This is a genomic window from Hyphomonas sp. (genome assembly GCF_013823385.1).
Taxonomy (GTDB): Bacteria; Pseudomonadota; Alphaproteobacteria; order Caulobacterales; family Hyphomonadaceae; genus Hyphomonas.
The window spans coordinates 22,928-47,074 of sequence record NZ_PNMA01000019.1 but is presented as its reverse complement, the minus strand read 5'-3'; the positions used below and the strand labels follow the sequence as shown (position 1 = coordinate 47,074).

The window sequence follows — 24,147 nt, the reverse complement described above, 5'->3', positions numbered from 1 at the left end:
GCGCGGATTATCGTCATGGACGCTGCAAGCATCTTTGAATGGCTCAAAGGGAATGCCGAGATCCTCATCGGCATTCTCTCTGCCATTGTGGCGGTCATCAGCGCGGTGATCGCCCGGGGTGAGACGCGCAAGCAGCGCAGGCTCGCCACAGAGCGCCTGCGCCAGAGCATCGATGCGGCAAGCCTCGACTGGGGCGCCACGGCCATCGACACGATGGCGCGCTGCGCCGCCTTTGTGCGCACCCGCCACATGCACGCCAATGAAGCCGCCTTCCTGGCCGCCAAGACCAACATGCTGATCCTCTTGTCCACCCTGGTGGACCGGGGACGGATGTTCTTCCCGAACCTCGATCCGGACGGAAAGGGGGTCGAGAAGGAAGGCGCCTATCGCGGGTCGCGCCCGCCGATCCTTGACGCCCTGATGTTCGCCTATCGCGAGGTGGAAGCGACCACGCGCGAGAATGGCCCGCCCTCGGAAGAGTGCGGGGACTTCATCGACGAATGCCGCCGCCTGCTGGTTTCCGAACTGCAGGCACATCTTGATCCGCGCCGCCTTGACGAAATCGTCGAGCGTTATGATGACCGGTCAAAGGAAAACCGCGCCAAGGCCAGGGAGCAGACCGGCGCCCTCCGCGGCAAGCTGCTGACCCGGCGGCCGAATGTGGTTCTTGATCGCGGCTTTGCCAGCAACACAACACCGGAGCGCCCCCAATGAGCGATGGCACCATTCCGCCCGGCCCTGCGCCGAAATCTGCCTATTTCCTCTCGCATGAGGATGAGGAAGTCGAACGCCGCACGCTGGCGGTGATCGTCGATAACGAGCCCGGCGTGCTGGCGCGCGTTGTGGGCCTGTTCTCGGGGCGGGGCTACAATATCGACTCCCTCACCGTGGCCGAGGTGGACGCCAGCCAGCACCGCTCGCGCATTACCATCGTCACCCAGGGCACCGCCCACATTCTGGAACAGATCGAAGCGCAGCTCTTGCGGCTTGTTCCGGTGGCGGAGGTTATCGACATCACCAATTCCAAGCGCGGTATCGAGCGGGAGCTGGCGCTGGTGAAAGTGGCGGGCACCGGCGAGAAGCGCGTCGAAGCGCTGCGCATCGGCGAGATTTTCCGCGCCCATGTGATCGACACGACGAATGAGAGCTTCATCTTCGAGGTGACCGGCGCGTCCGACAAGCTGACCCAGTTTGTGGACCTGATGCGCCCGCTCGGCCTGGTTGAAGTGAGCCGCACGGGCGTGCTCTCGATCAAGCGCGGGAAGGAAAAGGGCTGATGTCCCTGCGCCTGGCCCTGGCCGCGATGATGCTGACCGCCCTGCCCCTGATGGCGGCGGCGCAGGCGGCGCCATGTGCTCCGGCCACGAATGATCAGGAACGGCTTGACTGCGATGTGGCCCACTCTGCCGGGATTGCCAGCAAGGGCGAGGGCCTCTTCGGCGCAGCGCCCGAAGCCTGGCTGCGCATTATCGACACCCAGTCTGCCAGCGGCGCAGCCTATGTCTATTATGTGATCGAGGAAGGCCCTTATCAGATGCTGGAGGCCCGGTCCGTGCCCGGCGCAGCAGCGACAAAGGCGCCTGCCTGCAAGCTGCGCACGGCGCTGCCGATGGATGTGGCCGCCGGGGTGAAAGAGGCCGCTGCCGGGATCGCTGCCGCGCCGCCTGCCGGATATGGCCCGCGCGAAGCGGTCGTTCTGAACCCGGACGGGTCGCGCAGCATCCGCCTGATCGTGGACAGCCACGACATCATTACACGTATCAATGCGGGGGATCGCACCCTCAACTTCTCGCGCCTTGCCGGCGCCGAGGACGCGATTACCCAGCTCAACAATCTTGTCATCGGTGTCGCCAATTTCAGTGGCGACTGGAGCTGCGACGCCGTTTGACCTGACAAGCCCCCTCCCTCAACTTTCATCCACCGGAGCTTTAGCAAGCACATGAAGATCTATTACGAAAAAGACGCCGACATCTCGCTGATCCAGAAACTGAAAGTCGCCGTGGTCGGCTATGGCAGCCAGGGCCATGCCCATGCGCTGAACCTGAAGGATTCCGGCGTCAAGCAGATCAAGGTGGCGCTGCAGGAAGGCTCCGCCTCCCGCAAGAAGGCCGAAGCGGCCGGCCTGGAAGTGGTGACCGTTACCGAAGCGGCCAAATGGGCCGATGTGCTGATGATCCTCGTTCCCGACGAGAAGCAGGCCGTTCTGTTTGCCAATGAGATCGAGCCCCACCTGCGCGCCGGCCAGCACCTGATGTTTGGCCACGGCTTCAACATCCACTACAATCTGATCCGTCCCCGGAAAGATGTGGACGTGTCGCTCTCGGCGCCCAAAGGCCCCGGCCACACGCTGCGCGCGCAGTACCAGATGGGCTTTGGCCTGCCGGGCCTGATCGCCATCCACCAGGACGCCACCGGCACCGCCCAGGCCGTTGCCCTCTCCTACTCCAAGGCCATCGGCAACACCCGCGCCGGCGTGATCGAAACCACCTTCCGGGAAGAAACCGAAACCGACCTCTTCGGCGAACAGGCCGTTCTGTGCGGCGGGATCGTCGAGCTGATCAAGGCGGGTTACGAGACCCTCGTGGAAGCTGGCTACGCGCCGGAAATGGCATACTTTGAATGCCTGCACGAGACCAAGCTGATCGTGGACCTGATCTATGAAGGCGGCATCGCCAACATGAACTATTCCATCTCCAACACCGCCGAGTACGGAGAATATGTCACCGGCCCGCGCATCGTGAACAGCACGACGAAAGCCGAGATGAAGAAGGTTCTGGAAGACATCCAGAACGGCACCTTCGCGCGCAACTGGGTTCTGGAAAACCAGGCCGGCGCGCCGGGCTTCCACGCCATGCGCCAGCGCATGAGCAGCCACCCGATCGAGGAAGTGGGCGAGAAACTGCGCGGCATGATGCACTGGGCGCAGAATGACCGCTTGGTGGACAAGAGCCGCAACTAGGGCCCTGGCCACACATGACTGACAGGTCTTCGCCTCGCTCCGGCTTCACCCACCGCCTTGCGGTGCCAACCGACGAGGCGGAGATCGCCGCCCTGATGGACGCGGCCATTGGCGAACTGCAGAAAGGCTTTCTGAGCCCCGAGCAGATCGCGGTGTCGCGCGCCATCATGGGGCTGGACCGGACACTGATCGCGGACGGCACCTATTTCCTGATCCATGACACGGAAACCGGCAGGCTGGCCGCTTCGGGCGGCTGGAGCCGCCGGGCGACGCTCTATGGCGGCGACCATTCCATGGCGCAGCGCAATGACGCGCTGCTTCGTCCGGATACGGACGCTGCCCGCATCCGCGCGATGTATACCCATCCGGATTTCATCCGGCGGGGCCTCGGCCGGAGGGTGCTTGCCCTCTGCGAAACTGCCGCGCGCGCCGAAGGCTTTACCCGGCTGGAAATGGGCGCCACTCTGGCGGGCGTGCCGCTCTATGAAGCCTGTGGATACAGCGTCATCGAGCCCACAATCGGCGCCGAAATGAACGGTGTTGCCGTCCCTGTCATCCGCATGGGCAAGGCGTTGATCTGAGCTTTGAAGCGGTCAGTCTGCCGCGCGGTTGAGATCGACATTGCCGGTGACGCCGGGCACGCGGCCCTTCATCGAATACTGCCAGATGGCATGGGGCAAGCCGGGCGGCCCTTCGAGGGAACGCACCCAGAGGGGGTGGCGGTCAAACCCCTCCCCCGCCAGCCATTCCGCGTGGAAGGCAGGGGTGGTGTAGATCACCGGCACGGCGCGGTATTCTGCTTCCAGCTCGGCCAGGAACAGCTTCAGGTCTGCCAGCGTTTCAGCGCGCCCGGCACGCGGAGCGCAGTTGTGGGCATGCTCCAGATCGACCGCCGGCGGCAGCGCGTCGCTGCGCACCTCGACCTGGCGGATGAAATTGGCCGCCTGGCGGCGGCCATCCTGACAGAGAAGATAAAAGTGGTAGGCGCCGGTTTGCCAGTGATGGCGCAGGGCGCTCTGCCAGTTGGCCTGGAACCGCGTATCCACATGGCTCTCCCCTTCGGTGGCCTTGAGATAAACGAAGGAGAGCCCGGTGGTGGAGAGGCGCGGCCAGTCCACGGCGCCATTATGGTGGGAAAGGTCGATGCCTTCGGCGCCCGGCGCCAGCAGAGGCCGGGGCGCCTCGTCCACCGGGGCGGCACTTGGCCCGCAGGATGCAAGCAGACAGGGTGTGACCAGCACGGACAGAAGGCGCAGGCGCAGATTCATCGCGCCGGGCCGTGGTGAAGTGTCCCGTTCTGGATCATGCTGGTCATGATGGCACTTCATCGGCAGGCCTATTCAGGGAGAGGCAGAATGGCAGAAGACAAAGGCAGAGCGGCGCCAGCGCCCTCACCCGCCAAGGCCTCCGCCCCGGCCGGCCCGAACAATGTTATCGCGGCCGGATGCCGTGTCATCGGCAATATGACACTGGCCGGTTCCTTGCGCCTTGGCGGTGAGATTTTGGGAGACGTCCACTGCGAGGGCGCGCTGGTGGTTGAGGCGACCGGAAAGATCAAGGGCCGGATCAGCGCCCGGGAGATCATGCTGGCGGGCGCACTGATCGGAGAGGTCGCTGCGGCGCGGCGGATCGAGGTCAGCGCCGGCGCCCGGGTTGAGGGCTCCATCTTTGCGCCGTCCATGCGGGTGGAGGGCAATGCGGTGATTGACGGCGATCTGCTGATCGCGCCGGAGCGCTCGCCCGCCCATATCGAGCGGGCGAAGGTTCTCAGCGTGCTGACGGAAGTGCCGGAGACAACGCCCACCGGCGCTGCCGGCTAGTTTTTCTTCTTCTCGATCTGACGCAAGCGCTGCTGCGCGGCGTCATTGGGATCGAACGCGCCCAGCGTCTGAATACGCTCGCAGGCCCAGGCATAGTCTTTCTGGCAGGCTTCCTGGAGCGCGCGGGTGCCGGCCTGAACTTCCTTCGGACCGCCCGTGCCGGTGAAGGCCATGTTGCCCCAGGCTGCGCAACCGCTGACTTCGCCCAGATCGCACGCGGCCTTGTAGAGGCGGCGGCCCTCGGTGAGGTTTGCCTTCACGCCCCGGCCCTGAACCGTCAGATAGGCAAGGCCCGCGCAGCCGCGGCCATCCTTGGCATCGCAGACTTTCTTGTAGTTCTTGGCCGCAGCGGAGAGATCCTGCGGGCCGCCGAGACCCTTGCGTTCGAGTTCGGCGAGTTCATAGCAGGCCTGATATTCCCGGGCGGCGCATTTGGTTTTCGACGCCTCTCGGGTTTCCTTGAGCTTGGCAAAATCCGTTTCGGCCTTCTCCATGGCGAGTTCGGCCTGGGTACGCTCCACGCGTCCCGCCGTGCCCTGCGCGCTGGCCGGCAGGCTGATGGCAGCCGTCACGAGGACAGCGCCGAGCATCATGAGAACCTTTTTCATCGATCGGGTCTCCTTTTCCTAGTGTGAGGGTTTAGCGGCAGAATGGGGCAAGGCTGGGGCAAGGCAGCAGACAGATTGCAGTAGCCGCCTGCCACAGGCGGGTCTACCATCGCCTCAACACACATAAGAATACGGGAGAAACCGCAATGGCAGCAAATGATCAGGTACCCCTCGGCTCTGGTTTTCACGCCAAGAGTACAGCCAGGGAAGTCGTCGCAGGGATCGACCTTTCCGGCAAGCACGCCATCGTGACCGGGGGCTATTCCGGCATCGGGCTGGAAACCGTCCGCGCGCTGGCCGAGGCCGGGGCAAAGGTGACCGTGCCCGCCCGGCGGCCGGATGTGGCGCGGGAAGCGCTCGCCGGCATCAACGGCGTCAGCGTTGCCGCGATGGACCTTGCCGACCAGGCCAGCGTGCGCCGGTTTGCGCAGGAGCATGTAGCAGCCACGCCGAAGCTGCACCTCCTGATCAACAATGCCGGGATCATGGCCTGCCCGCTGGCACGCGTCGGGAATGGCTGGGAAAGCCAGTTCGGGACCAATCATCTGGGCCATTTCGGCCTGTATCAGGGGCTGCTGCCTTCGCTGCGCGCAGCGGACGGCGCGCGCGTGGTGGCGCTGTCCTCGACGGGGCATATCCTCTCGGACGTGATCTGGGATGATCCGAACTACCAGTCCCGCAAATACGACAAATGGGAAGCCTACGGACAATCCAAATCCTCCAACGCCCTCTTTGCGCTGGGGGTAGACCTGCGCGAGCGCGGCAATGGCATCCGGGCCTTCTCCGTGCATCCGGGCGGGATCTTCACCAATCTGCAGCGCCATCTGCCGGACGAGGAAATGGTCGTGCTCGGCTGGAAGAATCCCGATGGCACGCTGCCCGAGAGGGTCAAGGCTATGTTCAAGACGCCCGAACAGGGCGCCTCCACCACCGTCTGGGCGGCCACCTCTCCCAAGCTGGACGGCAAAGGCGGAGTCTATTGCGAAGACTGCGACATTGCCAAGGCCGCCACACCGGCAAGCCAGCGCTATGAGCATGCCCGCGAATGGATCAGCGACGAGGCCCGCGCGGAGAGGCTGTGGGCGATGAGCGACACCTTCCTGGCCAATGCATAACGCCCTGCCCCGTCCAGATTGACGCTTCCGGGCTTTCAGCGCACGAGAGCGCGATGAGCGACACCAACCTCTCCTCCAGCAGCCCGCCCGCCTCGCGGCGCGCGATCCTTCTGGGAGTCGGCCTTCTGTTGGTGATTGCCGGGGTGTTTGCCGCTGGCAAGGCCGGGCTGCTGCCCGATGCCGATAGGGTGACCGGCTGGATGGCAACGCTCAGCGGAAGCCCCTGGGGGCTGGTGGCCGTGATCGCCGTATTCTGCGTGGCCGCCTTTGTGGGCATTCCGCAATTTGCGCTGATCGCTGCGGCCGTGGCGGTGTTCGGGCCATGGTATGGGGCGGGCTATTCCTGGATCGCCAACATGATTTCCGGCGGGCTGACCTTCTGGGTTGGCCGGGCAGCCGGGGAACAGGCCTTCCGCCGCTATGCAGGGGGCAGCGCGCAGAAGCTGTCACGCTTTGTCGGGCGCAACGCGCTGGTGACGAGTGCAATTGTGCGCAATGTACCCACCGGCCCCTTCCTGCTGGTGAACATGGCGTTCGGCGTCAGCAGCGCCAAGTTCCGCGATTTCTGGATTGGCATGGGCGTCGGCATTATTCCGAAGATTGCCCTTGTCGCCTTTGCCGGGCGCAGCTTGCTGGCGGCGCTTCAGGGCAATCTGGGCATCGCGATCCTGACCGCTTTGGCGGCCGTCGCCGTTTATGCGGGCGGATATGTCTATTTCCGGCGCCGGGCCGCCCGCGCGCGGCAAATTATTGCGGACGAGACAGCTTCCCCGGTTGACAGCGCCGCTGAGGCCGGTGATTAGAGTGGCCATGCGCAAAGTTCTGCCCCTTCTTCGCCTGCTTACCGGCCCCTGGCCGGGGACCGACGCCCGAGTCTGAGGGCGGTCGCGCGGCCAGGGGACATTAGAAAAAGAACCCTTTTCTTCCCTACATCCCGCTGAGCGACGCAAAACCATGACCTCCCAAGACCCATCTGCGAAATCCGCAAAGAAACCCCGCGTATTCATTTTCGACACCACCATGCGCGACGGCGAGCAGTCGCCCGGCGCGTCGATGACGCATAACGAAAAGCTCGAACTGGCAACCCTCCTGGAAGACATGGGCGTCGATATCATCGAGGCCGGCTTCCCTGCCGCCTCGGAGGGCGACTTTGCCGCCGTCAGCGCTGTGGCGGCCCAGTCCAGGAGCGCCGTGATCTGCGGCCTCTCCCGCTCTACCCCGGCCGATATCGACCGCTGCGCCGAAGCCGTGCGCAAGGCCGCCCGCCCGCGCATCCACACCTTCATCTCCACCAGCCCCGTGCATATGAAGCACAAGCTGAAAATGGGGCCGAATGCCGTGCTGGAAGCGGTCGGCCGCTCCGTGGCCCAGGCCCGCAATCTGGTGGATGACGTGGAGTGGAGCGCGGAAGACGCGACCCGTACCGAGTTCGACTTCCTGTGCAAATGTATCGACGCGGCGATCGCCTCGGGCGCCACCACGATCAACGTGCCTGATACGGTGGGCTATTCCCACCCGGAAGAATATGGCGCGCTCATCCGCAGGCTGATCGAAAACATCCCCAACTCCGACAAGGTGATCTGGTCTGCCCACTGCCATAACGACCTTGGCCTGGCGGTTGCCAACTCGCTGGCCGGTCTTTCCAACGGCGTGCGCCAGATCGAATGCACCATCAACGGCCTCGGCGAACGGGCGGGCAATGCCGCGCTTGAAGAGATCGTGATGGCGATGAAGGTGCGCGGGGATACGCTGCCCTACGAATGCAATATCAATTCGAGCTATCTGGCCCGCGCGTCTGCCATGGTGAGCCGGATCACCGGCTTTCCGGTGCAGTACAACAAGGCCATCGTCGGCAAGAATGCCTTCGCGCATGAAAGCGGCATCCACCAAGATGGCATGCTGAAGAATTCCGAGACCTACGAGATCATGAAGCCCGAAGATGTCGGCGTGGCCAAGACCTCGCTGGTGATGGGCAAGCTGTCAGGCCGCAATGCCTTCCGCGACAAGCTTGAATCCATGGGCTATTTCCTGGAAGGCGACGCGCTGAACGATGCCTTCAAGCGCTTCAAGGATCTCGCCGACCGCAAGAAGCATGTGTTCGATGACGATATCATCGCGCTGGTGGATGAACAGCTGGCGGCTGAAGGCGAGCGTATCGGCTTCAAGCGCCTGCGCGTTGTGGCCGGCACGGAAGGTCCGCAGACGGCCGAAATCGACCTGACCATCGACGGCGAAGACAAGTATTCCATCGCGCGCGGCAATGGGCCGGTGGACGCCGTGTTCAACGCCATCCGCCAGCTGGTGCCACATCAGGCGATCCTGGAACTCTATCAGGTGCACGCCGTTACCGGCGGCACGGACGCGCAGGCGACCGTCTCTGTACGGCTGAATGGCGATGGCATCATGGCCACCGGCCGCTCATCGGACCCCGACACGCTGGTTGCCAGCGCCAAGGCCTATCTGCACGCGCTCAACAAGTTTGAAGTTCGCAAGGCCAAGCGCAGCAAGGCGGCTTGATCAGAGATTGGCGGCGGGCTGATCAGCCCCCGTCCCGCTCCCCGAAGCCATCGGCGACCAGCGCGGCGATGGCTTCGACAGCCTCGACCGCCTGAGGACCGTTCGCGGTCAGCTCAATCTCGCAGCCGGTATGGGCCACCAGCATCAGCAGATCCATGATCGAGCGGGCATCGGCCTGTTCGCCTTCATGGCGCACGATCACCTTGGCATCATATTCGGCGGCAAGCTTGGCAACCTTGGCAGAGGCCCGCGCATGCAGGCCCTTGCGATTGACAATGGTTGCGCGCGCAGACGCGGTGGGAACGGAACTCGACATCAGGGCAGCCTGGCGAGCAGCTCGGAGGCGATGGTTACGTATTTCCGCCCACCTTCGGCAGCGGCATGGGCCGATTCGTCGAGGCTCAGAACTTCGCGCACTTCGGCCAGCTTGATCAGCATCGGCAGGTTTGCGCCCGAGACGATTTCCATCGGCACATTGCCGCGAATGGAAAGGACAAGATTGGACGGCGTGCCGCCGAACATGTCGGTCAGCACCACCACGCCATGGCCATCATCGCAGGCCTTGACCGCCGCGAGGATCTGCTCGCGCTTCTGATCAAGATCGTCGTCTGAGTCGATGGAGACAGCCCGCGCACGCCAAAGGCGGCCTACGACGTGCTCCGCTGCCGCGACGAGCTCGTGGGCCAATCTTCCATGGCTGACAACAACAATGCCGATCATTCCGCTACTGGGATACAACCCTGAACGTTAAACTACCGTCACGTTGTCACGATGCTGCGGCGCGTCAAGGCGCATTCGGCTGAAGATGCGATGCTTTCCTCAGCCGGTGTGGCCAAGACCCAACACATCGTTCATATCGTAGAGGCCCGGCGGCTGGGACGCTGCCCAGATCGCCGCATGCAGCGCGCCCTCGGCAAAGACCGACCGGTCAAGTGCCGTATGGGAAAGGCAGATCAGCTCTTTTTCGGAGCCGAAGGTCACCTCGTGTTCCCCAATCACGCCGCCCGCGCGGCGCACGGAAAACCCGATCTTGCCGGTTTCGCGGCGGGCTTCCGGGCCATCATAAGGCGGCGCCCGCAGCGCGCTGAGCGGCGCCCCCCTGCCCTCGGCAGCGGCGGCGCCCAGCATCAGGGCTGTGCCCGAGGGCGCATCCGCTTTCATGCGGTGATGCGTTTCCAGCACTTCGATATCCCAGTCCGTGCCCAGACGGCTGGCGGCCAGACGGGTGAGCGCTTCGAGCAGGTTCACCCCGATGGAGAAATTCCCGGCCTTCACAATTGCAAAGCGCGAAGAAGCCGCCTTGATGGCGTCTTCCTCAGCCTCAGAGAAACCCGTCGTGCCGATGACCACGGCGCGTACCGAGGTCACGGCGAGCGCATGCAGGGCGGAGAGGGTGGCTTCCGGGCGGGTGAAATCAATCCACACAGCGGCGCCCTGAGCGGCGTCTGCCACAGCTGCCACGGGCCTCAGCCCGATGGCACGCCGCCCGGCAAGAATTCCGATGTCTTCACCATACACATTTGCGGCGGCAACTTCGGTGCCGCCCTGGATATGAATGCCCCGGTCAATCGAAACGGCCGCCAGCTGGCGCCCCATCCGCCCGGCAATCCCTGCGATGGCGACACTCATGGCGGCCTCTGGTTTAGTCATTCGGTTTCTCCGCGGCGGCGTCCGCCCTTGTCTGTTCCAGTTCGCTCCGCAGGCTGGAGAGCTCCCGCTCGCGCAGCTCGTCGGAGAAGGCGCTGGCGAAAACGCCCGCCGGCAGCGCCACGACACCGATCCCCACAATCGCGATAATGCCGGCGCAGAAGCGGCCAAGCGGGGTCACCGGATAGACATCGCCATACCCCACAGTCGTCAGTGTGGCCACAGACCACCAGATGGCGCGCGGAATGGACGCAAAAGCCTCCTGCTGCTCTCCGCCGACACCCTCGACGAAATAGAGCAGCACAGCGGCCACATAAACCAGCGTCACCGCGAGGGCGAGCGAAGTCAGGAGCAGCGAGCTTGCCCGCCGCACCGCCGCGCCCAACGCCTCGAAGGCGGGGATGAAGCGCGCAATCTTGATCAGACGCGCCAGGCGCAGCACGCGCAGCACCAGCAGCGACACGCCTGAGCCCATCGCCATCAGGATCAGCTCCGGCAGAAAGGCGAGCAGGTCTGCAATCGAATAGAACTGCGTCATGAAACGCAGGCGCCCGCGAAAACCGCGATACGCCGGATCAATCCCGGCGCTCCACACCCGCGCGATATACTCCAGCGCGAAGATGCAGATCACGGCGACATTGAACACATCGAAAACGAGCTCCCAGCCCGGCTCATGCAGGGTCGGCTCGGTCTCCAGCGCCAGGAAGAGGAAGCTGAGGATCACCAGCCCCACAATGCAGGTATTGGTGACCGATAGACCCGTCCGGCGCGCCTCGGGCGCCAATGCCTCGTAAAGCCGCCGTTTCAGTTCCATCCCAGCCGTCCCCTTGCTGTTTCTGTCAGCCTCTTAGCACACCGCCGGTTCCCTTGGCGACGGAAGCGACGATGCGCTCCATCACCTGCTGGATCTGCTCGTCCTTCAGGGCTTCCTTTGGCTGAAGGGTCACCTCGATTGCAACCGACTTCTTGCCCTCGGCAACGCCCTGCCCCTGATAGACGTCAAACACGTCCACGCAGGTGATCAGCTGCTTCTCGGCAGACTGGGCATGGCGCACGATCTCACCAGCCGCCACACCGGCGTCGACCAGGAAGGCAAGGTCGCGGCGGATGGGCGTCAGCTCGGCGCGTTCCAGCACGGGCCGCGTCTTGGTCGCCTTCACCTTCATCACCGGCAGGGCGTTGAGATTGAGCTCGAACGCATAGACCGGGCCTTCGACATCCAGCGCCTTCAGCACGCCGGGATGCAGCGCCCCGAAATTGGCAACCGTCATTTTCGGGCCGAGCTTGAGGCTGGCGGCCTGGCCGGGATGCCAGTGCGGCTGGGTCGGCGCGGCAACCTGGAACCGGTCTCCCGGCTGGCCCAGCGCGGCGAGCAGCGCAAAGAGATCTGCCTTGGCGGCATAGGCATCATAGGGCGCCGCGCGCCCCTGCCAGTGACGCTCGGCGGCTGGGAGCACAAGCCCGGCAACGACCGTACGCTGATCTTTGGGTCCATCGCCGAGATAGATCGGCCCAGCTTCGAAGAGGCGCACGGTGCGCTCGCCGCGATTGCGGGCACGCTGGGCGGCCTGGGCGAGGTTACCCAGCGCGGAGGGGCGCATGTAGTTGAGCTCGCTGGCGACCGGATTGGCCACACCAAGGGCGTCTTCGGTCTTGCCGAACAGCTCGGCATGTTCCCGTGCCATGAAGCTCCAGGTGACCGCCTCAAGGAAGCCGCGCGCGGCCATCACGCGCCGGGAGATCGCCACCCGCGCCTGACGCGGCGTGGTGATGACGCGGCGCCCGCCTTCGGGCAGTGGCAGGGAGGTGGTCGGCAGCTGATCGAAACCGATCAGGCGCGCTATTTCCTCAACGATGTCGGCCGACTGCTCCATATCGAAACGGTGCGAGGGCGGCATCAGATACCAGGCATCGCCCGCGTCCTCGATGTCGAACTCAAGATCCTTGAGGATGCGCTTCATTTCCGCCGGCTTGACGATGAGGCCGGTCAGGCGCTCGACATCCACAGGATAGAAGGTGACCTTCTTCGTACGGATCGGGATCGACCCGGCAATCTTCGCCTTCGAGACCTGACCGCCGCCATATTCCAGGATCAGCGCAATCGCCAGATTGAGGCCATCCACGCAGCTTTGCGGATCAACACCGCGCTCGAAGCGGTAGCGGGCATCCGAATGGATGCCGGTGGCGCGGCCTGTGCGGGCCGTCCGCAACGGATCGAACCAGGCCGATTCGATGAACACATCGGTTGTTTCCGCAGAAACCGCCGTGGAAACGCCGCCCATGACGCCGCCCAGTCCGATCACGCCGGAGCTGTCGGCGATGACGCACATGTCCTCCGTGACCGGATAGGTCTTTCCGTCCAGAGCCTCGAGCTTTTCGCCTGCCTTGCCAAGACGCGCTACGACGGCGCCCGAAAGTTTGGCGGCGTCGTAGACGTGCAGCGGGCGGGCCCGGTCCAGCGAGATGTAGTTGGTTACATCGACCAGCAGCGATTTCGGCTGCAGACCCGCCGCTTTCAGGCGCGCCTGCATCCAGTCCGGAGACGGACCATTCGTGACGCCGCGGATCAGCGCGCCGGCAAACATCGGGCAGGCCTCAGCGGCCTCCAGCTTGATGTCGACCGGGCAGTCATAGCTGCCATTGATCTTCTTCGGGTCGTTGCGCAGGAACCGCCCTGCCCCGGCGGCCGCCAGATCGCGCGCAATACCCTGCACGCCGAGCCAGTCCGGCCGGTTGGGCGTCACTTCAAAATCGATCACGGGATCGGTCTGGCCGAGCGCCTCAGCGGCTGGCGTGCCGACCTTGAAATCGCCCTGCAGATCAATGATGCCGTCATGATCATCGCCGGTTTCCAGCTCCCGCGAGGAACACATCATGCCATGGCTCTCGATGCCGCGAATGGCACGCGGCTTCTTGTCGAGCGCGAAATCGAGGCCGGGAATGAAGGTGCCGAGCGGCGCATAGATTGCCGTCATGCCCGTGCGCGCGTTCGGCGCGCCGCAGACGATCTGCTTGGTGCCGTCGATGGTTTCCACCGTGCAGACGCGCAGCTTGTCGGCGTCCGGATGCGGCTTGGCCTCGATCACCTTGCAGACCGTGAAGGGCGCGAGCTTTTCGCGCGGGTCAATCACCTCTTCAACCTCAAGGCCCGCCTTGAGCATCAGATCGAGAATGTTCTGAAGCGACGCCTTGGTGACAAGGTGATCGTTCAGCCAGGAAAGGGAGAAACGCATCAGCTGAGCCCTCCGCTGACGGATGGTGTAAGCCAGGGCGAGAAGCCGTAATGGCGGGTCCATTGCGGGTCGGCCTCGAAATACGGGCGCAGATCCGGCATACCGTATTTCAACATCGCCAGACGGTCGACCCCCATGCCGAAGGCGAAGCCCTGATGCACGTCCGGATCAATGCCACAATTGCGCAGCACATTGGGATGCACCATGCCGCAGCCGAGGATTTCCATCCAGCGGTCACCTTCGCCAATCTCGATGGCGTCGCCCTTGCGGGAATATTTCACGTCCATCTCGGCCGAAGGCTCCGTGAACGGAAAGAAATGAGGCCGGAAGCGCGAAACCACGGTGTCGACCTCGAAGAAGGCCTTCACGAAATCGATCAGACAGCCTTTGAGGTGGCCCATATGGATGCCCTTCTCGATGACGAGCCCCTCGACCTGATGGAACATCGGCGTATGGGTTGCGTCCCAGTCGTTCCGGTAGACGCGGCCGGGCACCAGAATGCGGATCGGCGGCTTTTCTTCCATCATCGTGCGCACCTGCACGGGGCTGGTATGCGTACGGAGCACCTTGGGCGTGTCGCCTTCCATCGCCTTCATGAAGAAGGTGTCGTGCGTCTCGCGCGCCGGGTGGCCCAGCGGGAAGTTCAGCGCGGTGAAATTGTGCCAGTCGTCTTCAATGTCTGGCCCTTCGGCCACGGTGAAGCCCATATCACCGAAGATCGCCGCGATTTCCTCGAACACCTGCATAACGGGATGCAGCGCGCCTTCGCCGGGGCCGGGCGCGGGCGGCAAAGTCAGGTCCACCCGCTCGGTCACCAGGCGCGCTTCCAGCTCGGCGGCTTCCAGCGCAGCCTTGCGCACACGGATGGCCTCGTCCACGCGGGTCTTGAGGGTGTTGAGCAAAGGCCCCTGCGCCTTGCGCTCCTCCGGGCTCATCTTGCCGAGGGCGCCCATGAGGCCCGAGACGCGCCCCTTCTTGCCCAGCTCGGCCACGCGCACGGCGTCCAGCGCGGCCAGATCGCCGGCCGCCGCGATGGCGGCGAGGGCTTCTTGTTCGATCGCGGTTATGTCGGACACTTGGAATTCCCTTTCAGGTCAGACCGTCGCGGCTTTCTAGTCGCTAGGATAAGGGCGAGGCAATCAGCAAAACGCCCGCAGGCCGGAACCCACGGGCGTCTCAGAAAACGAGGCGAGGCCGGGGGCGCCGATCAGGCGCGCGCAGCCTTCTTGCGAGCAAGGCGTGCGCGCTTGGTGTTACCAAACACGCGGATCTTTGCCCGCTTTCCAAGGTTTGCGGTCCATTTGGCGTTGCGGCGCTTGACGCGCGGCTTCTTGCCGGCGGTGAGAACGCTGTTCGGGGATTTCGACATCTTGTTTCTCTCCGGGCTGGATTAGGCGAGGGCGGCTTTGGCCTGGGCGACGAGCGCACCAAAAGCCTCAGGCTCGCGCACGGCGAGGTCAGCCATCACTTTACGGTCGACTTCGATGCCAGCCTTGGTGAGGCCGTTGATGAAGGTCGAGTAGTTGAGGTTCTCGTCATGGATGCGGACGGCAGCGTTGATACGCTGGATCCAGAGCGAGCGGAACTGGCGCTTCTTAACCTTGCGGCCAACATACGCATACTCGCCGGCTTTCCAGACGGCGGCGTGGGCGTTGGTGAAGGTATTCTTGCGGCGGTTGCGGAAACCCTTGGCCTGCTTCAGGATTTTCTTGTGGCGGGCGTGGGCGGGAACTTTGGCGCGTGAACGGGGCATCGTGGCCTCCTGTCAGAAAGTGTTCAAAATCAACGGGGTTAAAGGGGTCTGCCCAGCCTCAGAGGCCGTAAGGCAGGTACTTTTTCACGCGGGCTTCATCTGCCTTGGCGCCGACGGACGTGCCGCGGTTCTGGCGGATGTATTTCGCGTTGTGGCTCATCAGGCGGTGACGCTTGCCAGCGACGCCGTGCTTCAGCTTGCCCGTTGCAGTGATTTTGAAGCGCTTCGCAGCGGCCTTCTTGGTCTTCATCTTCGGCATCTTTGTCTCCTTAATCTGTAGAGCTCACACCAGAACTGGCGGCCCAGGACACACGGACAGGGGGCAATGCCGTCGCCCCAAAGTCCGGAAGTGGCGGCTTATGGCGGATCAGGCGGAAGGAATCAAGGGGGCGTCGTGCGCGCCGCCCTCACCAGGCTTTTCCGCCATCGCCCTCATTTGAGAAGGACTTTGCCATAGCCGCCGCCATCTTGCGGGCGCGGGCTTCCCCGCCATGACTGTCAAAGATCCAGATCGCGATCCGGACGCCGGCCTCATGCTCGACCGCATAGAATCGCCCTGGTTTGTCATACACATCGAAGAACCCGACAATATGCACCGACAAGGGGCCGGTGAGTTCCGGCCCCAAGGGCCCGTCCCGGCGCTCTACAGGCAAGCGTGTATCTGGCTGCCCATACCACCGCCCCTCTGTCTCGTCTGCAAAGGCCCAGCGCGTCGTCAATGCCGCGCGCGACGCACTCACGAAGGCATCCAGGCTTGCATGCGCATCTGACCGCGCCACTGCAATCATGCCGTCGCACTCACTCGTCCCCGACGCCATCGACCGGTATTTGCGATAGGCGAAGACACCTCCGGTATCGCGCCAGCGATAGTCACCCTCAGCGACAACATCGTAGCGGGGCGGAAGCGTTATGCGGCCGCCCTCATCAGGCAGCGCGACCGTGCGGGCCGGACCGGCGAGGGCGCTCAGGGGCAGGCAGACCATCAGCAGCACCCCCGCAAGGATCAGCTTCACCATCTCCCCTGCCCCCAGGCCCCGTCAGGTCTCAGCGCGGGGCAAGCACCATGGTCATCTGCTTGCCCTCGAGCTTGGGTTCGAGTTCGACCTTTGCGGTTTCTTCGAAATCCTTCTTCATCTTCTCGAGAAGCTCCATGCCCAGATGCTGGTGTGCCATCTCGCGGCCACGGAAGCGCAGGGTGACCTTCACCTTGTCGCCTTCTTCGAAGAAGCGGGCTATGGCGCGCGCTTTGACTTCATAATCGTGCTTGTCGATGTTCGGACGGATCTTGATCTCTTTCAGCTCGGAAGATTTCTGCTTCTTCCTGGCTGCGGCCTTTTTCTTGCGCTCTTCGAAGCGCAGCTTGCCATAGTCGAGGATCTTGACGACCGGAACTTCCTGACCGGCCGACACTTCGACCAGGTCCATCGATGCTTCTCGAGCCGCGTCAAGCGCGGCGGCCAGGGGCATCACACCCTGTTTCTCGCCATTCTCGTCAATCAGCAGCACTTTTGCGGCGCGGATTTCTTCGTTGATGCGGGGGCCAGCCTGCTTTTTGGGCGGCGCATCGGCTTCAGGTCTGCGAGCTATGGGAGATCTCCTTTGGTTGCTCAGAAAGTCGCCGGAATATGCCCGTGTTCGGGGCAATCTTCAAGGCGCGAGGCTTTGGCAGCCGCAAGAGCGCAATGCAACTGCCAAAGTTAGCTGCCGGAATTGCCCTTGGGGCGAAGATGCCCTTAATCGCAGCCTAGAGAAACAACGCCTTGGGGGCATCGCCATGAAACTTGCCGCAATCCTTGCCGCCGGCTGCCTGCTGCTGGCTGGCCCCGCCTTCGCGCAGCCCAGGCCGGAAGCGCCAGCGAGCCTTGCCAGCAAGATTGAAGGCCTTGAGGCAAAGCCCGGCTTTCTCGATCTCTATGTCGACAAGGCCGCCGGCAAGGTGTTTGCCGCCCTGCCCGCGCCGGATGAGACCGGCATCTCCGTTCGCTTCATCTATTCCACGGGTCTCACCGCCGGGCTCGGCTCCAACCCGATTGGCCTTGACCGGGGCAACGCCACCTCCGGCGACATCGTCCGCTTCCGCCGCATCGGCGAGAAGGTGGTGGCCGAGGCCGAGAACTGGCGATACCGCGCCACGTCTGGCCGCATCGATGAGGAACGCTCCGTTCAGCAGAGCTTTGCCAATTCCTTCCTCTGGTCCACGGGCATCGAGGCCATCGGCGCCGATGGCCGCCTGCTGATCGACCTTTCCGACTTTCTGACGCGCGACGCGAGCGACATCGCCAGTTCCCTGAAGCATGGCAAGGATGCGGGCGACTACCGCCTGGCGGCAGACCGCTCGATGCCGGATCCGGGCGCGGTGCTGTCCTTCCCGGACAATGCCGAGATCGACGCCTTCCTGACCTTCGAAACCTCCAAACCCAACGCGCAGACCTATGCGACGGCGGCCGATGCCCGCGCGGTGACGCTGGTGCTGCACCACTCCTTCGTGCGCCTGCCGGATGACGGCTACACCCCGCGCGCCTTCGACCAGCGCACCGCCAGCATCGGCATGGGCTTTCACGACTTCTCCGCCCCGCTGGGCGCGCCGCTCGTCTCCCGCTTTTCCCCGCGCATGCGGCTGGAACGGGTAGACCCGGCAGCCGCTTCTGGCCCGGTGAAGGAACCGATCGTCTTCTATGTCGACAATGGCGCGCCGGAAGAAATCCGCAACGCCCTTGTCGAAGGGGCCAGCTGGTGGGCGCAGGGGTTTGAAGCGGCAGGCTTCGAGAATGCCTACCGAGTGGAGGTTCTGCCCGAAGGCGCCCATCCGCTGGACGTGCGCTACAATGTCATCAACTGGGTCCACCGGCAGACGCGCGGCTGGTCCTATGGCGGCAGCGTGATGGACCCGCGCACGGGCGAGATCCTGAAGGCGAACGTTATCCTGGGTTCCCAGCGGGTGCGGCAGGACCGGATGATCCTTGAGGGCCTGGCTGGCGCGGCGAAGACGGGCACCGGCGTGGCCGATGATCCGGTGGAGGTGTCACTTGCCCGTATCCGCCAGCTTTCAGCCCATGAGGTTGGCCACACCCTTGGATTTGCGCATAATTTTGCGGCCAGCACGAATGACCGGGCCTCGGTGATGGATTATCCGGCGCCCTGGGTGCGCCCGGCGGCGGATGGCGGGCTCGACTTTAGAAATGCTTATGCGACCGGCCTGGGCGCCTGGGACATCTTTACGGTGAAATGGCTCTACGCCCAATTCCCCGAAGGCGGGGACAACCAGGCCGCTCTCAACCAGCTCGTGGACGAGGCCTATGGCAGCGGCCTGCGCTTCGTTTCCGACAATCATGCCCGCAGCAAGGACACAGGCCACCCCTTCGGCGCGGTCTGGGACAATGGCGCAGACCCCATCGGAATGCTCGACGAGGTGATGGCTGTCCGCCGGATAGCGCTGGCCAGTTTTGGCCCCGCAGCCCTCGCCGATGGGCGGCCGCTGTCTGAGCTGAATGCCGTGATCGTGCCGGTCTATCTTTACCACCGCTATCAGGTGGAGGCCGCCGCCAAGAGCATCGGGGGCCTCGATTTCCGCTATCATGTGAAGGGCGAAGGCGAGACACCGGCCGTGCCGGTGGCGGCTGCCGAGCAGCGCCGGGCGCTGGAAGCCCTTGTAAACACACTGAAACCTGAAGCGCTCGATCTGCCGGACTCCGTGTTGAATTACCTGACGCCCGGTGACGTGGGCTATGCCGGCGGGGGCACGATTGAGGAGCTGTTCCCGAACCGCACGGGGCCAGTGTTCGATCTGGCCGCTTCTGCAGAGATTGCTGCAGGAGTGACCCTGTCGTCGGTGCTCGATCCGGCCCGCGCCAACCGGCTGATGGCGTATGAGGCGCGCGATCCGGGCGCGCTGACGCTCAGGCAGGTCATGGAGCGGCTGGAAACGGCTGTTTTCGTTGAGGAAAAAAGCCCGCGCCTGGCCGCGCTGGGCGGAATTGTGCAGACACGGTTTGTGGCGGAGCTGATTGGCCTTTCCCGCAGCGAAGCGGCGTCATCGGGCGTCAAGGCCGTGACAGACAGCTACCTCGCCGGGCTCCAGACGCGACTCTCCGGGTCAAAAAGAGGACAAATCCGGACAAATCCGGACACTTCGCGCGCGCTGGCAGACATGATCGGCAAGCATCTGGCCGGGGACGACCTGCCCGCCGCCCTCCTGCGCCCGGCGCCCCCTACCCCCGCCGGCGCCCCCATCGGCTCGATGACCGGCGCCATGGGCCAGATCGAGGAATGCTGGCATTGCGGAGCTGAGTAGGCGGGGCTTGCCCCGAGGATACGCCCTCAGACGGGCGCGATCCCCAACGCGCGGACTGATTGCCAGACATCGTCCACCGACAGCTCTTTCAGCGTGGGGGCGGAGTTGACGATGACGGTTTTGGGGCCGCGCGGGGCGGAATGGTCGGGGTTGCTTTCGGTCAGCGCGAAGAGGGCGATGCCGGGGGCGCCGGCGAGCGTTGCCATATGCATTGGACCGGTATCATTGCCGACGACGAAGACCGCCGTTTCCGCCAGCGTCACGATCTGGAAGAGATCTGTGCGGGTGACGAGGCTTTTGACGCGCGGCTCGCGCTTCACCAGTTCCTGGGCGATGGCGCTTTCGGCCTTGCCGCCGATGACGACCGGCGTAATGCCGAGATCGGCAATGCGTTTGGCGAGCTCCGCATAGTTCTCGACCGGCCAGCGCTTGGCTTCCCGGTGTTCAGACGCGCCGGGGATCAGCAGCATGTAAGGCTTCTGGATGCCGAAATAGGCCGGGCTGAGGCGGGGCGTGTCGCCCAGCTTCGGCCGCACCCAGCCAAGATCGGGAAACGGACCGCTCTTGCCGAGCCAGCGGCCCTGGGGCGCAACGCCCGCGACCTCCAGCTGCTCGGCCAGCCGGTCAATCGAGTGCATGCCGGCGCGGGCCGGATTGTCATGGAAGAAGGCCGCCTTCTCATGATGGCCGGACCAGAGCGGCGCCTTCCCGCCACGCGAGAGCACCGAATAGTAGTTCCGGGTGCGCCCGCTGGTCTGGAAATCATAGATGATGTCGTATTTCGCCTTGCGCAGGCGGGAGAGCAGCGCGTTCGTCGCTTTCAGCCCCTCGGGCCGGCCATCGGTTTCCACCACGTCGAAATACGGGCAGGTCCTGGCGAATTCCTCGTAAGGCGGGGTGGTCAGCAGGGTGATGCGGGCAGACGGGTGAAACTCCCGCACAGCGCGCATGGCGCCCAGCGCCAGGACAAAATCTCCCAGCGCGCTGAGCTTGATGACCAGCACCTCTTTCGCCTTGGCACCGGGATTTACCGGGCTGGCGCCGCTGCCGCGCGCACTCGACAAGTGATCAATTCCCCTTCTCCAACAGGCGCTTATAGACGGTGAGTGTCGCCGTCTGAAGCCCCCTCTTGGAGAAATGGCGCAGCACATGCGCCCGGCCGGCCGCGCCCATCGCGGCGCGCACGGTCGGGCCAAGGCCGATCATCGCCCGCAGCGCCCCGGAAAGCGCCCTGGCGTCCCCCGGCATAACCCGCGCGCCAGTCTCGTATTCGATGACGGTTTCGCGGCCGCCGCCATGGTCAGACACGATCACCGGACGCTCCATCGCCGCGGCCTCTGCCGCCACCCGGCCAAAGGCTTCCGGGCGGATGGAGGGGGCGAGCACGATGTCAGAGGCAAGATAGGCGGCGGCCATGTCGGTGATATGCGGGGCGATGATCACCGCGCGTTCAATCCCCATGCCCGTGATCTTGTTCTGCAACTCATCGACATAGCGGTCGCGCCCCTGCGGGTCTCCGGCAAGGACCAGCACCATGCCGGCGCGCTCGTCGGGTGCCAGCGCGGCGAAGGCGTCGATGGCGAGGCCCTGCCCTTTCCATTCGGTGAGGCGGCCGGGGAGGAACAGCGTCAGGCGCTTGTCGCCTGAAAGACCCCAGCTTTGCCGGATGGCCTCAATGCGGGCGGGTGCCACGGCCTTGGGATCAAACTCGGCGAGGTCCACCCCGCGCGGGATGGTGACGATCCTGTCGGCCGGTGTCTCGTGGACCGCGCGGATATGCTCGGCAATCCAGTTTGAATTGGCAATGACGATATCGCCCTTGGCCATCACCGAATTATAGGCGCGCTTCAGGCCCGAGGTTCCCGAATAGGCGCCGTGATAGGTGGTGACGAAGGGGACGCCTTCTGCCTTCGCCGCCGCAAAAGCGCTCCAGGCCGGAGCGCGGGAGCGGGCATGCACAAGGTCCACCTTCTCTCCACGGATGATCTGGCGCAGCTTGCCTTCATTGATCCGGATGGTGAGGGGGTTGCGGCTTTTTGCATCCATACGGAAGAGTTCGCCGCCCAGACGCTCGAATTCGGCTTCCAGCCTTCCGCCACGGCTGGCAAGCAGGGCGCGCCCGCCCGCCTCGACGATGGCCTCGGTCACCTCCAGCACGGTACGTTCCACCCCGCCCGCCGAAAGCTCGGGCGCGACCTGGAGGATCACCCTGTTCTTCATTTCTGGAAGTTCGCCCAACACGCGGCCCTGACTACTCGCTTGACAGGCGAGAGAGATGGCGGAAGGCAGCAGTCATGACAACGGAATATTTCACCTCCCCTCAGGGCCGCCGGCTCGCTTTCAACAAAATCCCGCCCCTCCACGGGCGGCCAACCTTCCTCTGGCTGTCGGGTTTCCGGTCCGACATGGCCGGCGGCAAGGCGCAGGCTGTCAGCAGCTGGGCCTGGGAAAACGGGAATGGCGCTGTTTTGTTTGACTATTCCGGCCATGGCGAATCAGAAGGCCGTTTCGAGGACGGAACAATTTCCAGCTGGCGGGAAGATGCACTGGCCGCCATAGACGCCCTTTCAGACGGCCCGCTCATTCTGGTCGGCTCCAGCATGGGCGGGTGGATGGCGCTGCTCGCCGCGCTTGCCCGGCCAAGCCGTGTGAAGGGTCTGGTACTCATCGCGCCGGCGCCGGACTTCACCGAAAAGCTGATGTGGGCGGGGCTCAGCCAGACCCAGCAGGAAGAGGTGATGACCCAGGGCCTGACGCTGCGCCCGTCAGACTATGGCACGCCCGACCCGATCACGAAGGCGCTGATCGAGGATGGCCGCCAGTGGCAGATCCTCGACGCGCCGATTGAATTCAATGGCCCGGTGCGCATCCTGCAGGGGATGCAAGACCCGGACGTGCCCTGGCCGCATGCGCTGCAGATCAATGAGCGGCTCACCTCGTCCGATGTCGTCCTTACCCTGATCAAGGACGGCGACCACCGCCTGTCACGGGAACAGGATGTGGCCCGGCTGCTGGCGGCGTGCGCGGATGTGGCGGCAAAGCTGACCGGCGCCTGAAGCGGCGCGTCTCAGGCTGCCGGGATTTCCGGGTTTTCCGGGTTCAGCATTTCGGCGGGCAGGATGATCCGCACCAGGGCGCCTTCGGGCGGATAGCCGATATCGGTGTGCCCGCCGACATTGGCGATCACGCGGCTCATCAGGGTTGACCCGAAGCCGCCTGCCCCGCGCGTTTCGGCCTCAAGGCGCGGGCCCCCTGTCTCGCGCCATTCAAACAGCAGGTTTTCTGCGCCGGTGCCGGTATCCCGTTCCATCTGCCAGGAAAGCAGCACCTTTCCGCCCGGCACGCTGAGCGCGCCATATTTGGCCGCGTTGGTGCCCAGCTCATGCAGGGTCAGCCCCATCACCACCAGGGTCTGCCCGCCGATGGGAATATGCGCCCCCGCTGCGCTCAGCCGCGGCGTACCGATGATCGAGAAGGGCTCGAGGGCCTGCTCGATGACGGAATGGAGCCCCACTTCTTCCCCGGCCCGGAAACCGCGCAGCAGCAGATTTGACCGGCCCAGCGCACTGACGCGTTCGCGCAGGCGGGCAGCGAGTTCCTGCGCGCTGGTGACGCCCCGCAGCGACAGGGAAATGATCGCATTCATGGTGGCAAAGATGTTCTTCAGCCGGTGGTCCAGTTCCTGCGCCATGGTTTCCTGCTGGTCGACCAGACGGCGCGTCTCTTCAAGAGCGCGGGCTTCGGCGCGGAAGGCATGCATCATCAGGGCGATCAGGGCCAGCTCTGTGGATACCACAAACACGTAGAGGCCCATGGCCAGCAAGGTGCCGGCCGAAAAGTCTGCTCCCACCGGCGGGATGAAGAAATACCAGGACGCAAATGCCGAGAGCAGCGCAACCAGAATTCCCTGGCGCACCCCGAAGACGAAGCCAGTGACAATCACCGCCGGGAAGAAGGTCAGGAAGGGAAATCCCGGCGGCAGATAGGGATCAAACCAGCTGCGCAGGCCGAAGGCCAACGCAAAGATGGCCAGGCTGGCCACATATGTGGCCAGGACAGCCGGGCGGGACAATCGCCCCTCGGCCGCGACGAAAGCTGGAAGAGACTGTAATTTCGAGCGCACCGGAACCGACTGACTTGGCCTGAAGAAAAGTCACGGTAATACAAGCACAACCATTGCGCAACTGGCTCGCATGCGCAACAC

The 24,147-nt window shown here is 64.2% G+C and carries 27 protein-coding genes; 11 read left to right on the top strand and 16 right to left on the bottom strand.

Annotation, left to right across the window (positions count from 1 at the left end):
* Window positions 1-15: 15 nt before the first annotated feature.
* The 5 genes from C0456_RS12175 to C0456_RS12155 are packed head-to-tail and all read left to right on the top strand — an operon-like array spanning window position 16 to window position 3,540.
* A complete protein-coding gene (locus C0456_RS12175; protein ID WP_291052354.1) occupies window positions 16-714 on the top strand; it encodes a hypothetical protein in 699 nt (232 codons plus the stop codon).
* Window positions 711-1,277 (top strand): acetolactate synthase small subunit, encoded by a 567-nt coding sequence (gene ilvN, locus C0456_RS12170; protein WP_035593831.1) that lies wholly within the window; start codon window positions 711-713, stop codon window positions 1,275-1,277. The genes C0456_RS12175 and ilvN overlap by 4 nt, the downstream gene beginning before the upstream one ends.
* The gene (locus C0456_RS12165) at window positions 1,277-1,888 is read left to right on the top strand and encodes a hypothetical protein (RefSeq protein WP_291052351.1); all 612 of its coding nucleotides are present in this window, start codon (window positions 1,277-1,279) and stop codon (window positions 1,886-1,888) included. Before ilvN ends, C0456_RS12165 begins: the two co-directional genes overlap by 1 nt.
* A gap of 51 nt (window positions 1,889-1,939) precedes the next feature.
* Complete coding sequence (gene ilvC, locus C0456_RS12160; RefSeq protein WP_291052350.1) at window positions 1,940-2,959, top strand: ketol-acid reductoisomerase; 1,020 nt, start codon at window positions 1,940-1,942, stop codon at window positions 2,957-2,959.
* Window positions 2,960-2,973: 14 nt separating this feature from the next.
* Complete coding sequence (locus C0456_RS12155; protein WP_291052347.1) at window positions 2,974-3,540, top strand: GNAT family N-acetyltransferase; 567 nt, start codon at window positions 2,974-2,976, stop codon at window positions 3,538-3,540.
* Window positions 3,541-3,552: 12 nt separating this feature from the next.
* Here the strand turns inward: C0456_RS12155 and C0456_RS12150 are convergent, their stop codons facing one another.
* Complete coding sequence (locus C0456_RS12150) at window positions 3,553-4,287, bottom strand: GH25 family lysozyme (protein ID WP_291052344.1); 735 nt, start codon at window positions 4,285-4,287, stop codon at window positions 3,553-3,555.
* 27 nt (window positions 4,288-4,314) lie between these two features.
* On the opposite strand from C0456_RS12150, the gene C0456_RS12145 reads away from it, so the two are divergent.
* The gene (locus C0456_RS12145) at window positions 4,315-4,779 is read left to right on the top strand and encodes a polymer-forming cytoskeletal protein (RefSeq protein ID WP_291052341.1); all 465 of its coding nucleotides are present in this window, start codon (window positions 4,315-4,317) and stop codon (window positions 4,777-4,779) included.
* Here C0456_RS12145 and C0456_RS12140 read toward each other — a convergent pair.
* Window positions 4,776-5,387, bottom strand: coding sequence for a hypothetical protein (locus C0456_RS12140; protein ID WP_291052338.1), 612 nt, complete (start codon window positions 5,385-5,387; stop codon window positions 4,776-4,778). The two genes, C0456_RS12145 and C0456_RS12140, sit on opposite strands and share 4 nt — an antisense overlap.
* 146 nt (window positions 5,388-5,533) lie before the next feature.
* On the opposite strand from C0456_RS12140, the gene C0456_RS12135 reads away from it, so the two are divergent.
* The 3 genes from C0456_RS12135 (at window position 5,534) to C0456_RS12125 (ending at window position 9,019) form a co-directional block, all read left to right on the top strand.
* On the top strand, window positions 5,534-6,502 hold the full coding sequence (locus tag C0456_RS12135) for an oxidoreductase (RefSeq protein ID WP_291052337.1): 969 nt from the start codon (window positions 5,534-5,536) through the stop codon (window positions 6,500-6,502).
* Window positions 6,503-6,555: 53 nt separating this feature from the next.
* Window positions 6,556-7,305: a VTT domain-containing protein gene (locus tag C0456_RS12130; RefSeq protein ID WP_291052335.1), complete on the top strand. Its 750-nt coding sequence runs from the start codon at window positions 6,556-6,558 to the stop codon at window positions 7,303-7,305.
* Window positions 7,306-7,456: 151 nt separating this feature from the next.
* Window positions 7,457-9,019, top strand: coding sequence for a 2-isopropylmalate synthase (locus C0456_RS12125; RefSeq protein ID WP_291052333.1), 1,563 nt, complete (start codon window positions 7,457-7,459; stop codon window positions 9,017-9,019).
* A 22-nt stretch (window positions 9,020-9,041) separates the two neighbouring features.
* Here C0456_RS12125 and C0456_RS12120 read toward each other — a convergent pair whose 3' ends face one another.
* The 11 genes from C0456_RS12120 to infC form a co-directional block, all read right to left on the bottom strand.
* Window positions 9,042-9,335, bottom strand: coding sequence for an HPr family phosphocarrier protein (locus C0456_RS12120; protein ID WP_291052330.1), 294 nt, complete (start codon window positions 9,333-9,335; stop codon window positions 9,042-9,044).
* Complete coding sequence (locus C0456_RS12115) at window positions 9,335-9,739, bottom strand: PTS sugar transporter subunit IIA (protein ID WP_035593812.1); 405 nt, start codon at window positions 9,737-9,739, stop codon at window positions 9,335-9,337. The genes C0456_RS12120 and C0456_RS12115 overlap by 1 nt, the downstream gene beginning before the upstream one ends.
* 99 nt (window positions 9,740-9,838) lie before the next feature.
* Window positions 9,839-10,669: a 4-hydroxy-tetrahydrodipicolinate reductase gene (gene dapB / locus C0456_RS12110; protein WP_291052327.1), complete on the bottom strand. Its 831-nt coding sequence runs from the start codon at window positions 10,667-10,669 to the stop codon at window positions 9,839-9,841.
* Window positions 10,662-11,480 (bottom strand): ion transporter, encoded by an 819-nt coding sequence (locus tag C0456_RS12105; protein ID WP_291052324.1) that lies wholly within the window; start codon window positions 11,478-11,480, stop codon window positions 10,662-10,664. The genes dapB and C0456_RS12105 overlap by 8 nt, the downstream gene beginning before the upstream one ends.
* A 25-nt stretch (window positions 11,481-11,505) precedes the next feature.
* Window positions 11,506-13,899 (bottom strand): phenylalanine--tRNA ligase subunit beta, encoded by a 2,394-nt coding sequence (pheT, locus tag C0456_RS12100; protein ID WP_291052321.1) that lies wholly within the window; start codon window positions 13,897-13,899, stop codon window positions 11,506-11,508.
* On the bottom strand, window positions 13,899-14,975 hold the full coding sequence (gene pheS, locus C0456_RS12095; protein WP_291052318.1) for a phenylalanine--tRNA ligase subunit alpha: 1,077 nt from the start codon (window positions 14,973-14,975) through the stop codon (window positions 13,899-13,901). The genes pheT and pheS overlap by 1 nt, the downstream gene beginning before the upstream one ends.
* 131 nt (window positions 14,976-15,106) lie before the next feature.
* Window positions 15,107-15,268 (bottom strand): hypothetical protein, encoded by a 162-nt coding sequence (locus C0456_RS12090; protein ID WP_157532615.1) that lies wholly within the window; start codon window positions 15,266-15,268, stop codon window positions 15,107-15,109.
* A gap of 21 nt (window positions 15,269-15,289) precedes the next feature.
* Window positions 15,290-15,652 carry a 50S ribosomal protein L20 gene (gene rplT, locus C0456_RS12085; RefSeq protein WP_035593801.1) on the bottom strand — a complete coding sequence of 121 codons (363 nt, stop codon included), beginning with the start codon at window positions 15,650-15,652 and terminating at the stop codon, window positions 15,290-15,292.
* Window positions 15,653-15,710: 58 nt separating this feature from the next.
* Window positions 15,711-15,911, bottom strand: a complete 201-nt coding sequence (rpmI, locus tag C0456_RS12080) for a 50S ribosomal protein L35 (protein WP_011645460.1) — start codon at window positions 15,909-15,911, stop codon at window positions 15,711-15,713.
* 148 nt (window positions 15,912-16,059) lie between these two features.
* On the bottom strand, window positions 16,060-16,668 hold the full coding sequence (locus C0456_RS12075; protein WP_291052314.1) for a hypothetical protein: 609 nt from the start codon (window positions 16,666-16,668) through the stop codon (window positions 16,060-16,062).
* 28 nt (window positions 16,669-16,696) lie between these two features.
* Complete coding sequence (gene infC / locus C0456_RS12070) at window positions 16,697-17,239, bottom strand: translation initiation factor IF-3 (RefSeq protein WP_367179262.1); 543 nt, start codon at window positions 17,237-17,239, stop codon at window positions 16,697-16,699.
* A gap of 187 nt (window positions 17,240-17,426) precedes the next feature.
* Here infC and C0456_RS12065 point away from each other — a divergent pair, with 187 nt between their 5' ends.
* Window positions 17,427-19,943 (top strand): zinc-dependent metalloprotease, encoded by a 2,517-nt coding sequence (locus tag C0456_RS12065; RefSeq protein WP_291052310.1) that lies wholly within the window; start codon window positions 17,427-17,429, stop codon window positions 19,941-19,943.
* A gap of 26 nt (window positions 19,944-19,969) precedes the next feature.
* Here C0456_RS12065 and C0456_RS12060 read toward each other — a convergent pair whose 3' ends face one another.
* Together C0456_RS12060 and C0456_RS12055 are read right to left on the bottom strand one after the other, a co-directional pair.
* Window positions 19,970-21,007, bottom strand: a complete 1,038-nt coding sequence (locus C0456_RS12060; RefSeq protein WP_291052308.1) for a glycosyltransferase family 9 protein — start codon at window positions 21,005-21,007, stop codon at window positions 19,970-19,972.
* A 4-nt stretch (window positions 21,008-21,011) separates the two neighbouring features.
* Window positions 21,012-22,163, bottom strand: a complete 1,152-nt coding sequence (locus tag C0456_RS12055) for a glycosyltransferase family 4 protein (protein WP_291052306.1) — start codon at window positions 22,161-22,163, stop codon at window positions 21,012-21,014.
* A gap of 74 nt (window positions 22,164-22,237) precedes the next feature.
* Between C0456_RS12055 and C0456_RS12050 the strand changes: the two genes are divergently transcribed.
* Window positions 22,238-22,999 (top strand): alpha/beta hydrolase, encoded by a 762-nt coding sequence (locus C0456_RS12050; RefSeq protein ID WP_291052303.1) that lies wholly within the window; start codon window positions 22,238-22,240, stop codon window positions 22,997-22,999.
* A gap of 11 nt (window positions 23,000-23,010) precedes the next feature.
* Here C0456_RS12050 and C0456_RS12045 read toward each other — a convergent pair whose 3' ends face one another.
* Entirely contained in the window at window positions 23,011-24,015 is a 1,005-nt protein-coding gene (locus C0456_RS12045; RefSeq protein ID WP_291052300.1) for an HWE histidine kinase domain-containing protein, read from the bottom strand.
* Window positions 24,016-24,147 lie beyond the last annotated feature (132 nt).